The sequence below is a fragment of the Bacillus sp. lyk4-R2A-2 genome (genome assembly GCF_030209735.1).
Lineage (GTDB): Bacteria > Bacillota > Bacilli > Bacillales > Bacillaceae > Bacillus > Bacillus pumilus.
This window is the reverse complement of sequence record NZ_JARVRK010000005.1, coordinates 1-13,997: the sequence shown is the minus strand read 5'-3', so window position 1 is coordinate 13,997 and position 13,997 is coordinate 1. Positions and strand designations below refer to the sequence as shown.

The following is a 13,997-nucleotide window of genomic DNA, read 5'->3' as shown; positions in this document are numbered from 1 at the left end:
AGCAATTTCTTCACATTTTAACATAAAACATCATGATCGCTTCCAGCAGATTTGATTTTCCATAAAAAAAGCGCTGGATGCTTTCATCCAAACGCTTTTCGTTTATTCATCAAGATCCTTTTCGTGCAAGTTCTCTTTCTCTCAGCTCGACACGGCGAATTTTCGCTGACGGTGTTTTTGGCAGCTCGTCGATGAATTCGATTTCTCTTGGGTATTTGTAAGGTGCTGTTGTGTTTTTCACATGCGTTTGCAGCTCTTTGATTAGCTCGTCACTTTGTGCAGTTCCATCACGTAGGACGACATATGCTTTGACGATTGATCCTCTGATTTCATCAGGGCTAGCCACGACCGCACATTCTTTGACTGCTGCGTGTTTGATCAGTGCATCTTCTACTTCAAACGGTCCAATGGTATAGCCTGAGCTGACGATGATATCATCTCTACGGCTTTCAAACCAAAAGTACCCATCTTCGTCTTTTTTTGCGCGGTCACCCGTAATAAAGTAATTCCCGCGGCGCTGCGCCTTTGTACGCTCTTCATCTTTGTAGTATTCCTTAAATAAAGCCGGCGTTTCAAGATGAACCGCAATATCACCAATTTCTCCAGGAGCGCATACGCTGCCGTCCTCATCAATGATCTCGACTTCGTTTCCAGGTGTTGGTTTTCCCATACTGCCTGGCTTGATGTCCATTCCTTTTAGCACCCCTACGAGCAGTGTGCTTTCTGTTTGGCCATAGCCATCTCGTACTTCTATATCGAAATGCTTTTTGAATGTATCAATGACTTCACGGTTCAGTGGCTCTCCCGCAGAAACGGCACTATGCAATTTTGGCAGCTCGTACTGACTTAAGTCATCTACTTTCGCCATAAATCGGTATTCTGTCGGCGTACAGCATAGGACATTGATTTCATTTTTTTGAAGCAGCTCTAAGTACGTATTTGGATTGAATTTTCCTCCGTATACAAAGCCTTCTGCGCCACTTCCTAACACAGATAAGAGTGGGCTCCACACCCATTTTTGCCAGCCTGGTCCTGCTGTCGCCCATACTTTATCTCCTTCATTAATGGAGAGCCATGCTTTGGCAGCGGTGCGTAAATGTGCATATGCCCAGCCATGTGTATGAACAACCCCTTTTGGGTTGCCTGTTGTACCAGATGTATAGGATAAGAACGCCATGTCTGTGCGTGTTGTTGGAGCCATTGGAAGCTCGCTTGATTGGTGATCCTTTTCCGCAAGAATATTTGTCCAGCCATGATCGTTTTCACCGATTGAGAATGTTTTAAAATCGTTTGGCTGATTGGTTCCGTCGAACGATTGAATGAATGAAGAGTAAACGATCGCTCCCTTTGCTTCTGCATGTTCAATTCGGTAATCTAAATCTTTTGCACGCAGCATTTCTGAACAAGGAATGACGACCATTCCTGTTTTCAAGATCGCTAAATAAATGCTGTATGCCTCTAGCATGCGCGGCACCATCACAATGATTTTATCGCCTTTTTTAAAGCCTGCATTTAATAATACATGACCAATTTTATTTGCTTCTTCCACTAAAGATGCATACGTCACATGTGCTTCGTAGCCATTTCCATCCTGCCAGTGCAGGGCCTTTTTCTCCTTGTCATGACTGAACGCTTCAATCTCACTGACTAAGTTATATTGTTCTGGTGCAATTAAGTCTTCTCTTTTCATGGTACAGCTCCTTTTAGCCTCTTTCTATGAAACGAAACATGTTTCAATTTACCTATTCTAACATTCATAACTGAAAAATGCTTGGATTAGGACCTACTCCTAGTATTATGCCATAATTTTTTCATTCCGTCTTCTTTTTTGTAAATATTCAAACTATTTTTATGTACAAAAAGAAAAGAGCGGGAATGATCCCGCTCCTAAGCCATAGCTTTTTAATTGTGTGTCTTAGAAAGATCCGCCACCCATATGTTGTTGAGCGTAAGATACAAGACGTTTAGTGATTTCTCCACCAACTGATCCGTTAGCGCGAGCTATTGTTTCTGGTCCAAGGTTTACACCAAATTCTGAAGCGATTTCATACTTCATTTGGTCGATCGCTTGTGCAGCGCCTGGAACGACTAATTGATTAGAACTGCTTTGTCTGTTTTGTTGAGCCATGTGTTCTCACCTCCTTGTGAATATAGAATGTGTAGAAACACATGACTTCATGCGATCGATTTTATGGTAATTATTATGAAATTTTTATTTTAGAATAAATCAGCGAATTCGTCTGCCGTTTTCTTCTCATTTGTGACGATGATCGTTTCGATTTGATCCACTGCCTCATCAAGCATTGGCTCGAAATCAGCAAAGCTTTCGTAGCGTTCTACTTTCTCAAGCTTTGGTTTTGTTTTAGGAGACGGCGGCGTAAAGATCGTACAGCAATCCTCGAAAGGCTGAATACTTGTATCGTATGTGCCAATTCGTCTCGCTTCTTCAATAATGTCATTCTTATCAACCGCAATAAGCGGGCGAATGATTGGTGTATTGGTTACATGGTTAATGGCATACATGCTTTCAAGTGTCTGACTTGCGACTTGTCCAAGGCTTTCACCGGTAATAATCGCAAGAGCATCACGCTTCTCTCTTATTTTATCTGCGATTTTCAGCATCATTCTTCTTGTTGATGTCATCGTATAGTTTTCAGGTACTTGTTTGTGAATCAGCTCTTGAATTTTTGTGAAAGGTACGATGTGAAGCTTCACTTCGCCCCCATATGCAGCTAAGCATTCTGTAAGATCAATGACCTTTTGTTTGGCACGTTCACTTGTATATGGGGGACTAAAGAAATGGACGGCCTCAATTTGAATTCCGCGTTTCATCGCTTGGTAGCCGGCAACTGGGCTGTCAAAGCCGCCTGAAAGCATGAGCATCGCTCTTCCGCTTGAACCCACTGGCAGTCCGCCTGCACCCTTGACATCTTTAAATGTAATGTATGTCGCATGTTCTCTTATTTCAATGCGCAAATGTACATCCGGCTGTTTGACATTGACCGTTAAGTTTTCCGTATTCTTCAGCACATGTCCGCCAATTTCCCGGTTCATTTCATTTGAATCAAGTTCAAATTGCTTATAAGAGCGTTTCGTTGAGACCTTAAATGTATCTCCTTGTTCATATACTTCCTGTACCGCTGTGAGTGCCGCTTCTTTGATGGCATCGAGATTTGTCTCACATTTCACCGCCAGACTAAAGCTCTGAATGCCAAATACACCTTTAAGCTGTTCTGAAATCGGTTCAGGGTCTTCACCGTTCAGCATGATCGTGATGCGGTCTCTGTCAGATGCATACTTTAATGCTTCAAAGTCTTTTAATACAAACCGGATATGCTGCCTTAGTTTTTCAATAAATTTCTTTCTATTTTTTCCTTTTGTTGAAATTTCACCAAAACGGACTAAAATATGATCATATTTCATGCTGTTATCTCATTCCTTTTAATTTTTTCACACTTTGTGCGATCGATGTGATGATTTGCGGCGCTAGTTCGGGTCCTTGTCCATACGTCAAACTGATTCTCATACTGCTTTTTGCCACTTCCTCCGGCCTCCCCATCGCTAGGAGAACTTGGCTTGGCTCTTTTTTCTTGGCTGAACAGGCAGATGTTGTCGAAACATACATGCCTTCTTTTTCAAGCATATGAAGAAGGACCTCAATTTGAATACCTGGTACTGAAAAATTCACAATGTGCGGCGCACTTTGCGTCAGCGGTGTGTTGATGACAATACCTTCTATTTCTCCAAGCTGCTTTTGCAGCTGCGTTTTTAAGTTTAACATTTCATCATGATGTTTTTTTTGCAGCTCGAATGATTGTTTCATGGCTTTTGCTAAGCTGACAGCACCAGCAGGGTTTTCGGTACCTGAACGTAGGCCTAATTCCTGCTCTCCTCCTGTGATAAAAGGGGCAAGCACTACACCTTTCTTTAAAAAGAGCGCTCCTGTGCCTTTTAAGCCATGAATTTTATGGCCAGATATCGTCAAAAGATCCACATCCAGTTGTTTATTAAGTGCTACTCTGCACATTCCCTGCACCCCGTCGACATGAAATAGGGCATTTTCAGCATGCTCACGAATCATGCCAGCAGCTTCTTCAATTGGCTGGGTGGCACCCGTTTCGTTATTGACGTGCATCATGCTGACAAGCACTGTATCAGGGCGAAGCACTTCTTTTAAATGATTCATATCTGCATGGCCATGCTCATTTACTTGAATATAGGAGATGTCAAAACCAAATAAAGCCTTCAGCTGTTCAAACGATTCGATGACAGACGGGTGTTCAATTGCTGTTGTCACAATATGTTTCCCCCGATTCATTTTGGCGAGAGCTGCTCCTTTAATGGCGATGTTATTTGCTTCTGTTGCACCAGAAGTAAAAATAACCTCATATTGTTTCAAACCTGTATAGTGAAGCATTTGTTTTCTCGTTTCACTTAGCAAGCGGCTCGCATCAATTCCAAGCTGATGTAGCGAAGACGGATTCCCAAAAAAACGTTCATTCACTTGCTGATATACTTGTAAAACCTCAGGGTACGGTTTTGTTGTTGCACTATTATCGAGATAAATCATACTTGGACTCCTTACAAAAAGCTTTAAAAATAAATGCATTTATATGTTACCATAATGAAGTCAGACAGAGAATTTTCTGAAAATGGCAGTTGACAACTTTTCATTTTCACTATATCATGCATAGTGCAATTGGCACATAAACACCTAAATTGTCAGAATATTTAAATTTAGCACATTACATTGGATAAGGAGGAACTATTTTGAAAAATAGTTTAAGTATAAAAGAGACATTAGCCATTGGTTTAATGCTTTTTGCATTATTCTTTGGCGCAGGAAATATGATTTTCCCGCCTGTCCTTGGACAATATGCAGGTGAGAATGTTTGGCTTGCTATCGGTGGATTTTTACTCACAGGAGTTGGTCTTCCGCTTCTAGGAGTTATTGCTATCGCCCTTACAGGTACCGGTGCGAAAGGCCTTGCGGATAAAGCCCATCCTATATTTGGAACCATTTTCACTGTCATTCTGTATTTATCCATAGGACCATTTTTTGCTATCCCGCGAACAGGTACGGTTTCTTACGAGATTGGTTTAGCACCGTTTCTATCTGAAACACAAACCTCTTCATGGGTACCGCTTTTCTTATTCACCCTTGTGTTTTTCACGATTACGTATCTGCTCGCTTTGAACCCTTCAAAGCTTGTTGATCGAATCGGCAAAGTGTTGACACCTATCTTATTAACGGTCATTGCAATTATTGTATTTAAAGCCATAGCTACACCGATGGGAATAATCGGTGCGCCTGATGCGACTTATAAAGCAAACCCTCTCTTCACTGGGTTTTTAGAGGGCTATAAAACAATGGATGCTCTCGCTTCTCTCGTATTTGGAATCGTTGTTGTGACAGCTGTTAAAGAAAGAGGCATCACAGAGCGCAAATCTCTTGCGGCGGCCTGTATAAAAGCTGGCCTTGTTGCAGCAGCTGGACTAGCACTAGTGTATATCTCGCTTGCTTATGTCGGTGCTTCAAGTCCTGATACAACCGGAATGGTTGGGGCAAATGAAGGCGGCAAACTGCTTTCACTATCAGCAAACTTTTTATTTGGTTCTGCTGGTAACATTGTCCTTGGTGTAGCCATTTTATTTGCTTGTCTCACAACAAGTGTTGGGCTTGTCTCATCATGCGGCGAATATTTTTCTAAGCTTTTCCCAGCACTTTCTTATCGCACAGTCGTACTCATTGTTTCTTTATTTAGCACATTGGTTGCAAACCTTGGACTGGCACAAATCATCTCTCTATCGGTCCCTGTACTCGTAGCGATATATCCACTGGCAATTGTCATTATTTTATTGTCATTCCTTGACCGCTGGATTAACGGTAGACGAGTGATTTATGTAGTATCCCTCATCTTTACTGGTTTCTTTGCCATCATTGATGGATTATTAGCTGCCAAAATCAATCTCGGTGGGTTGCCTGCCTTCTTAGATGCATTCATTCCATTTTACGATTTGGGCATTGGATGGGTCGTACCAGCAATTATCGGCGCAGGTATTGGCGTACTCATCTCTATGTTGACTAGCCCGCCTAAACAGCTCGCATCATAATCATGCTTCAAGCATCCCCTTCCAAAGATGAAGGGGATGTTTTTTTATTGTCCTCCATATACTAAAATAGAAAAATTCATGACTTTTGTACGAAAACACATGTTGACATCAGACGCACATCCTTTATAATTAGTGAATGTTAATGAAGAACGGTTTTAGCAACTAATTAACAGAATATTTCAACATAATATTGGAGGCTTTATATTCAATGAAGGCAACATTGTCGACGAAAGATACAGTTATTATCGGTTTTATGTTATTTGCTCTATTCTTCGGCGCCGGAAATATGATTTATCCACCAGAACTTGGGCAATATGCTGGCACAAATGTATGGAAAGCAATGGGCGGATTTTTATTAACAGGTGTCGGTTTACCTCTTCTAGGGATTATTGCGATCGCTTTAACAGGTCGAGATGCGAAAGGATTAGCTGATAAAGCTCACCCAGCTTTTGGAACAGCGTTTACCGTCATTTTATATTTATCTATTGGGCCGCTTTTCGCTATTCCTCGAACAGGAACGGTTTCATATGAAATTGGTGCATTACCCTTTTTAGCAGGTGTACCAGCTTGGCTCTCCCTTCTTTTATTCACACTTGTCTTTTTTGGTATTACGTATTATCTTGCTCTAAATCCAACGAAGATTGTAGATCGTGTAGGGAAAGTGTTAACACCGATTAAATTTACGATCATTCTTATTATTATTGTCAAAGCCATTTTAACGCCGATGGGCGTCATTGGCACACCTGATGTATCCTATAGCAACGGATCATTTTTCAAAGGATTTTTAGAGGGCTATAAAACAATGGATGCTCTTGCCTCAATTGTGTTTGGGGTTGTTGTCATCAACGCCATTAAAGGACGCGGTGTGACAAGTAAAAAGGCACTGACCTCTGCTTGTATCAAAGCAGGTTTAATTGCAGCCTGCGGATTAACGTTTGTTTATCTATCTCTTGCTTATTTAGGCGCTTCAAGTACACACGCCATTGGTTTTGTTGGAGATGGCAGTAAAATCTTGGCTCAGTCTTCTCAATTCCTATTTGGCAGCTTAGGAAATATTGTGTTGGGTGCTGCGATTACGGTTGCTTGTTTAACAACAAGTATCGGCCTCGTTACATCATGCGGAGAGTATTTCTCGAAGTTACTACCTAAGCTTTCGTATAAAATGGTCGTTACACTCGTGACATTATTCAGTTTTATCATTTCGAATTTTGGACTTGCTCATATTATCGCTTTCTCTGTACCAGTTTTAACTGCGATTTATCCGCTAGCGATTGTGATCATTGTTTTGTCACTTGCTGATAAGTGGCTTGGACATAGAAGACCTGTATATGCTCTCTCTTTAATTTTAACAGGCTGCGTTAGCTTATTTGACGGCTTAGCAGCAGCGAAACTTCCAATCGATCCAATAAAAGACGTCTTCCAATCAATACTGCCTTTATATGACCTTGGCATAGGCTGGATTGTCCCTGCAATACTTGGAATCGTGATCGGATTTGTAATCTCTCTTTTCACTTCTTCTGCTTCAGAAGAGCGGCAAAAACAAGCGTCATAATATAAAAAAAGCTGAAGTCCATTGATAGGGCTTCAGCTTAGATTGTTGACAAAGGGTTAAAATGATCTTTATTTTAACCCTTTGTCTTCTTTCAGCGTGATAGAAAACCTTTGAAGTCTAGGAAGGACGAGCACTGGCGCGGAGCGAATTTGACATTCGTGAGCACCAGCGCGCAGGACTGACAACGAATGCGAGGGTTTGTCTACACGCTGAGCTGAAGTCCATTGATAGGACTTCAGCTTTTTTATTGATGCTGATACTCTTTTTCTTGCTGAGCTAACAGCTTTTGAACAGCTCCGGGTGATGCTTTTTCAACAGCCGCTGCTGCTATATCAAATGATCCGTTGTAATCATAGGCGTAAAATCTTCGTTCAGCCTCTTTCAATTGTTCTGAAAGAATGTGGTTTTGACTTCTAAAGCGATTGCCATATTGAATGATTCGTTCAATTTGATCCACTTTACCAAGTATTTCTTCTGTCTCATCCACAACATTTTTGACTGTGTCAGAGGCATCTTTTAATTGCTGATTTACTGCCGGCATGTTGAGTGGCAGGTTTTCCAGCTGCTCGTGCACTTGATGAATCATCTCCTGCGCTTTTTCAGCCCGCTCTTTCATCTCAGCAGGTACACCTGGAATATTGCTTTTATGCAGCTGGCGTACTGTATCTGTCAGCATGGTTTTGAGCTCAGCCAGTGTTTCTCTCGCTTGTAATTCTTCTTTTCTTAATGATTGGAGATGACCTTTAAATGTGTCATGCAATGCTTTTGCATCCTCGATAAAGGTGTCCAGCTGATTGATTTCATCCATTAATAATGAATATGCCACGTGATCACGATCAAGCTTCTCACGGATTTGTTTCATCAGCTTTTCAATTTCTTCTAAACGTTTTTCAAATGCCTTCTGTTGATCGAGTTCTCCTGCTGTCAGCTTGTAGCTTTCTTTCACAAGAGCCGTTTCTGCCTTTGTTTGTGTGTGATCTTGCTCGAGCTTTTCGAATGCTTCTGTGAGCTCAGGCATTCTGCTTTTAATTTCCTGACCTGCCTCTACTTCCGCCTCTAGCTGATCATACAGCGTCTCAATCGCATCATCAATCATTTGCAGAATGCTTGATGCCTCTTCTAAATTGAGTTCATCAATGAGCAATTTTTCCGCTCTCGCAAGCTGTTTGTTTAAAGTCTCCAGCTCTTTCGTGATCTGGATGTGCTCCAGCTTGTAGCCTTTTTCCGACATTTCTTGATATCCGTCTTTCAGCTTCGTCAGCTGACCTGGTACGGTTTGTTTGCAGTCTGCAATAAGCTTTGGTACATCATTGATAAATAGTTGAAGCTGGTCGAGTCTGCGATCTTGCTCAAGCAAAATTTTTCTTGCTTTCATGTAGTTTCCGTTTTCTGTTTCTTCCTCGTACTGCTTGATCCCTTCCCAGGCCTCATCTAAGTCCTGCTCCATTTTGTCATAAAGGGTGCCATATAAATGGCTGTACGCAAGCAGATTTTTTCGAACCGTTTGATATTGCTCTTTGACCTTTTCAATGTCCTTGCGATTTTGCTCCTCGCTTGTGACAAGGTCTGCTATTTCTTTTAAAATGTCTTCAATGTTCGAATCAGCAGCACTCAGCAAATCCTCAATATGCGTTAGAACCTGCTTGGCTTTGGAGAATCGATATTTATCAGAATACTCTTCTGCGTCATATAATAGCTCCTCTACCTTTGGAAGATGGGCTGTGACGATATCGTCCCACTCTGCACGCCATCTTTCAAAAAATTGCTCTGTTTCTCCGGTCATTTTTAAGTGTTTGATTTTTGAAATTTCTTCTACAATTGATCTGTTTAAAATTTCAATTTTCCATGCTTCCAATCGGTCAATCTCTTTATATACATTTTTTCTGAGGAAATAACCGACTGAAAACAAAGCAAGCAAAATGACAATTAAACCGATGATAAACTCCATAATGAGCCCCCTTGTTGTGATCTAAGTGATGTCAGGGTAAAAGTGTCCCGAGTAGACCTGAGAACCCTTTCGTGTCCGCTTTGCATTTGTCTTTTTATAAACAGGATCGTATGTTTTCCAATACCATCCATTCACGGTTGTATGTATGTTTTTCAAGAAAGTATTTGAGCGCTTTCTATCATTTGATCACACGTATCCATGTGACCTGCTTTTATGTATGCGGAAGCTGTCGTTTTCATTGTTATTATGATACCATGTAACCAGCATTTTTGGTCATGATTTTTCATTATTTTCGCTGATAAACATGACGTTTTTCAAAATATCGACAAGAGGTGACGACATGCTGAAGCAAGATGCACATCTACATACACCGTTTTGCCCGCACGGCTCGCTTGATTCTTTTCATTCTTATATTGAAAAGGCCATCAAAAAGGGATTTGATTCCATAACCTTTACCGAGCATGCCCCTCTGCCTCCATCGTTTCAAGATCCAACACCAGAGCAGGATAGTGCCATGAAGCTCCAAGAACTTGACTCGTATATAACGAAATTGGATCAGTTGAAACAGGAATACAAAGGCCAATTAATAGTAAAAACTGGGCTTGAGGTTGACTATATCAAAGAGTATGAAGAGGAAACAAGTGCCTTTTTAGACTGCTATGGTCCAGAACTAGACGATAGCATTTTATCTGTTCACTTTCTTCCTGCTGGAGATGATTATATTTGCCTTGATTTTGACGAGCATGCCTTCCAGCAGCTAATAAGCCTCTATGGCAGCATCGAAAAGGTCTATCAAAGCTACTATGACCAAATTCATTCTTCTATTCTATCATCTTTAGGTCGCTATAAGCCAAATAGAATCGGTCATATCACCCTTGTGCAGAAATTCAAACAGCTTTTCCCATTTGAGATGACTTCTGCACTTTGTCAAAAGGTCACCCTTTGTCTTGAAGAAACGGCAAAAAAAGGCATGTCCTTAGATTTTAATACATCAGGTCTTCGTAAAACATATGCCAGAAGTATCTATTTAGATCAATGGATGATTGATCTTGCAAAACAGAAAAAAATTCCGCTCATTTTTGGGTCTGATGCCCATCAAGCGGAAGATCTCGGATATGCTTATGATCAATTCGAAGACATCATGAGTTTTAAATGAGAATCTAATGCCGGCTTTTTTGGTTCTAGTAAATGATGAAGCGAGCGGCTCAGTTCTTTAAAATACGTTTGATAGAAATAAGGCTCATTTGGATTTAAATAAAGCACCTCTGTTAAATATTGCGGCTGTAAATAGGGCATCATGAGTAGTGATTTCAGCTGAATCATAAAAGAGGAGATGGAGAGCTGCTCACAAATCACATGGGTGCTTTTTCCTTTTTCAATGATGAGCTGAAACAAATATTTTTCTTTCGTTAAATAGGTCGACATAATTTCTCTAATGAGCGTCGAATCAATCGTTACCTCTCGATAAACGAAACGGGTTAATTGACGGTGCTCGTGCTGATAAGATAAAATATCAAAAACCACATGTAGTAAGCATTCTTTTGCATGACGAGTTTCCATGTGATGGATATGTGATTCAATCATGTGAATATAGCCTTCATAAAAATCGGATACGAGCTGCTCAAGCAGCCCTCCTTTTCCTTGAAAGTAATAAGAAATGTGGGCAACGTTGACGTTTGCTTCCTTCGCAATCTCACGGACAGAGGTTCCAGAAAATCCTTTTTGGTTAAAAAGTCTGATGGCAGCTTCAATAATACGGTCTTTTGTTTGCATGGTTGTTGATGCTTTCATCCGCTCACCCCTCTTCATGTGTACATACTTCAAGATGAAGGCGGAAGTTCCTTTTACAATTGCTCGACAAATCCCACATGTGAGACGCAAGTTATGTATTTTTGAGATAGAAAGTAGGAGATTTTCATGTTTCATGTCGAAAAACAGTCTGGCGATCCATCAAAAAACTATCAATTGCTCGTTAAACAGGTAGCAGCCATTACAGATGGTGAGCCTGATCTAATTGCCAACCTAGCAAATGCGGCGGCGCTATTGTATCATTCACTCCCAGAGGTCAATTGGGCAGGGTTTTATTTGGCTAAAGGCGGCGAGCTTGTGCTCGGACCGTTTAACGGACTGCCTGCATGTGTGCGTATCCCATCTGGAAAAGGCGTTTGCGGTACGGCATTTGCAACAGGTGAAGTCCAGCGTATCGCTGATGTGCACGCATTCCCTGGGCATATCGCATGTGATGCAGCATCACAATCTGAAATTGTCGTTCCGCTCAAGGTAAATGGAGAGATCATTGGGGTGCTCGACATTGACAGTCCCGTGAAAGACCGTTTCAGTGAAGTAGATGAAACCTACTTAATTCAATTTACCGAGGTACTCCAAAAGGCATTATTAGCCTCTACAAATGAGTAATCTTACAAAAAGCAGGCATATTGTCTGCTTTTTTATTTTCTTCGCAGACGCGAAGCATCGCCATTGCCTTTAAATAGGTTGACTTCTCCTATCCAGCGTCATATAATAGAGTTTGTGTGAAATATGGCAGCCTTTTTGTTCGGCTTTTTTGTATCATTTTGTTCCTTCTATATGAAGGTGCATCTTGTAACTCCCTGCTGCTGGAGCGAGGATGCATGAAAACATAATGACGGAAAAGACAAAGAACAGACGGTTTTTATTTTTCACAAATAAAAACAAATAAGGAGGAGTCACATTATGGCTCGCTATACAGGTCCAAGTTGGAAGATTTCCCGCCGTTTAGGCATTTCATTAAGCGGAACAGGTAAGGAACTTGAAAAACGCCCTTACGCTCCAGGCCCACATGGTCCAGGACAACGCAAAAAACTATCTGAATACGGTTTACAATTACAAGAGAAGCAAAAGCTTCGTCACATGTACGGTGTCAACGAACGTCAATTCCGTACACTATTTGACAAAGCTGCTAAACTTCCTGGTAAACAAGGTGAAAACTTCATGATCCTTCTTGAAACTCGCCTTGACAACCTAGTATACCGTCTTGGCCTTGCTCGTACTCGTCGCCAAGCTCGTCAGCTAGTCAACCATGGTCACATCCTTGTTGATGGAAGCCGTGTAGACATCCCATCTTTCTCTGTGAAACCAGGTCAAACGATTGCTCTTCGTGAGAAATCTCAAAACCTTGCAGTTGTGAAAGAATCAGTTGAAGTTAACAGCTTCGTTCCTGAATACCTTACTTTCGATGCTGAAAAGCTTGAAGGAACTTTCACTCGTCTTCCAGAGCGTTCTGAATTAGCGCCTGAAATCAGCGAACAACTAATCGTTGAGTTCTACTCTCGTTAATTTCATGACTCTCCAAAGAGAGATCAAACAAACCCTAGATCCCTTGATTGTTCAAGGTGGTCTAGGGTTTTTTGTTTGCGATTCTCCTATGAACAAATCAATTTAAAACATATATAGAAAACAGACTATACACAAGACGAGCACCAGGCAAAACTTCTAAAAGCATTTCTACACATTTAAGTTAGTCTAATTTTTTAATAATAATAGAGGCATTCACGTTTGTTTGAGTCCCTCCTGCTAGGGTTTGAAGAGTAACTGCTGCTGCGGAAGTATGGTTTACAAGAGTAAGCGTGTCACCCGCTGCTAGAGCGAGGATTGCCTGACCGTTATTCTGTTGAGTACCAGCTCCTGACCCATAAACTGTGTTCGTCACAGGACCTCCATTTACAAATAGGGTAAATTGATTTGGCTCTACGCCAGAAACTGAAAAAGTAACCTCGTAGTTTCCTGGATTGGTGACTATAATTTGAGAAGTTCCAGGGGCATGTGTAATACCAGAAGTAATAATTCCAGTTGAGTCAAAAATTACCGGTGCCTCTAAAGCTACTGTTTCAGCACTTAGATTGTATACATATGCAAATTCAGCTAGCCCTGCTCCTGTGGCTCCTGTTGCACCGGTCGCTCCTGTGGCTCCTGCGGCACCCGTTGCTCCTGTGGCTCCTGCGGCACCCGTTGCTCCTGTGGCTCCTGTTGCACCGGTCGCTCCTGTGGCTCCTGCGGCACCCGTTGCTCCTGTGGCTCCTGCGGCACCCGTTGCTCCTGTGGCTCCCGTATCTCCTGTTGCACCGGTCGCTCCTGTTGCTCCTGCGGCACCTGTTGTACCTGTGGCTCCCGTATCTCCTGTGGCTCCTGTTACTCCCGCTGGACCAGTCGCTCCGATATCTCCCGTGGCTCCTGTTACTCCCGTTGGACCAGTCGCTCCGATATCTCCCGTGGCTCCTGTGACCCCCGTTGGACCGATCGCTCCGGTATCTCCTGTGACCCCCGTTGGACCGGTCGCTCCAGTATCTCCCGTGGCTCCTGTTACTCCCGTTGGACCAGTCGCTCCGATATCTCCCGTGGCTCCTG

General features: G+C 42.0%; 12 protein-coding genes. 5 read left to right on the top strand and 7 right to left on the bottom strand.

The features are described from left to right. Positions 1-109: 109 nt before the first annotated feature. The 4 genes from mbcS to QRN39_RS06880 all read right to left on the bottom strand — a co-directional run bounded on the left by mbcS (position 110) and on the right by QRN39_RS06880 (position 4,570). On the bottom strand, positions 110-1,690 hold the full coding sequence (mbcS, locus tag QRN39_RS06895; RefSeq protein ID WP_003216281.1) for an acyl-CoA synthetase MbcS: 1,581 nt from the start codon (positions 1,688-1,690) through the stop codon (positions 110-112). Positions 1,691-1,915: 225 nt separating this feature from the next. Beyond that, a complete protein-coding gene (locus QRN39_RS06890) occupies positions 1,916-2,128 on the bottom strand; it encodes an alpha/beta-type small acid-soluble spore protein (RefSeq protein WP_284906618.1) in 213 nt (70 codons plus the stop codon). An 89-nt stretch (positions 2,129-2,217) separates the two neighbouring features. After that, positions 2,218-3,423 carry a tRNA uracil 4-sulfurtransferase ThiI gene (thiI, locus tag QRN39_RS06885; RefSeq protein WP_137055349.1) on the bottom strand — a complete coding sequence of 402 codons (1,206 nt, stop codon included), beginning with the start codon at positions 3,421-3,423 and terminating at the stop codon, positions 2,218-2,220. Between the two features lie 4 nt (positions 3,424-3,427). Then, positions 3,428-4,570, bottom strand: a complete 1,143-nt coding sequence (locus QRN39_RS06880; protein ID WP_284906615.1) for a cysteine desulfurase family protein — start codon at positions 4,568-4,570, stop codon at positions 3,428-3,430. 200 nt (positions 4,571-4,770) lie between these two features. Between QRN39_RS06880 and brnQ (QRN39_RS06875) the strand changes: the two genes are divergently transcribed. Then, positions 4,771-6,114, top strand: coding sequence for a branched-chain amino acid transport system II carrier protein (brnQ, locus tag QRN39_RS06875; RefSeq protein WP_050943561.1), 1,344 nt, complete (start codon positions 4,771-4,773; stop codon positions 6,112-6,114). 208 nt (positions 6,115-6,322) lie between these two features. Then, on the top strand, positions 6,323-7,666 hold the full coding sequence (gene brnQ / locus QRN39_RS06870) for a branched-chain amino acid transport system II carrier protein (protein ID WP_003216733.1): 1,344 nt from the start codon (positions 6,323-6,325) through the stop codon (positions 7,664-7,666). A 244-nt stretch (positions 7,667-7,910) separates the two neighbouring features. Here brnQ (QRN39_RS06870) and ezrA read toward each other — a convergent pair whose 3' ends face one another. Further along, positions 7,911-9,614, bottom strand: a complete 1,704-nt coding sequence (gene ezrA / locus QRN39_RS06865; RefSeq protein WP_284906612.1) for a septation ring formation regulator EzrA — start codon at positions 9,612-9,614, stop codon at positions 7,911-7,913. 340 nt (positions 9,615-9,954) lie between these two features. On the opposite strand from ezrA, the gene hisJ reads away from it, so the two are divergent. Then, positions 9,955-10,770 (top strand): histidinol-phosphatase HisJ, encoded by an 816-nt coding sequence (hisJ, locus tag QRN39_RS06860; RefSeq protein ID WP_284906611.1) that lies wholly within the window; start codon positions 9,955-9,957, stop codon positions 10,768-10,770. On the opposite strand, the gene refZ is transcribed toward hisJ, so the two are convergent. Beyond that, on the bottom strand, positions 10,740-11,405 hold the full coding sequence (gene refZ / locus QRN39_RS06855; protein ID WP_113387241.1) for a forespore capture DNA-binding protein RefZ: 666 nt from the start codon (positions 11,403-11,405) through the stop codon (positions 10,740-10,742). The genes hisJ and refZ overlap by 31 nt on opposite strands. Positions 11,406-11,531: 126 nt before the next feature. Here refZ and QRN39_RS06850 point away from each other — a divergent pair, with 126 nt between their 5' ends. Next, entirely contained in the window at positions 11,532-12,029 is a 498-nt protein-coding gene (locus tag QRN39_RS06850; RefSeq protein ID WP_284906608.1) for a GAF domain-containing protein, read from the top strand. Between the two features lie 297 nt (positions 12,030-12,326). Beyond that, the gene (rpsD, locus tag QRN39_RS06845; protein WP_012010904.1) at positions 12,327-12,929 is read left to right on the top strand and encodes a 30S ribosomal protein S4; all 603 of its coding nucleotides are present in this window, start codon (positions 12,327-12,329) and stop codon (positions 12,927-12,929) included. A gap of 181 nt (positions 12,930-13,110) precedes the next feature. Here the strand turns inward: rpsD and QRN39_RS06840 are convergent. After that, on the bottom strand, positions 13,111-13,997 hold an 887-nt coding region (locus tag QRN39_RS06840), incomplete at its 5' end, for a BclA C-terminal domain-containing protein (protein ID WP_481748863.1).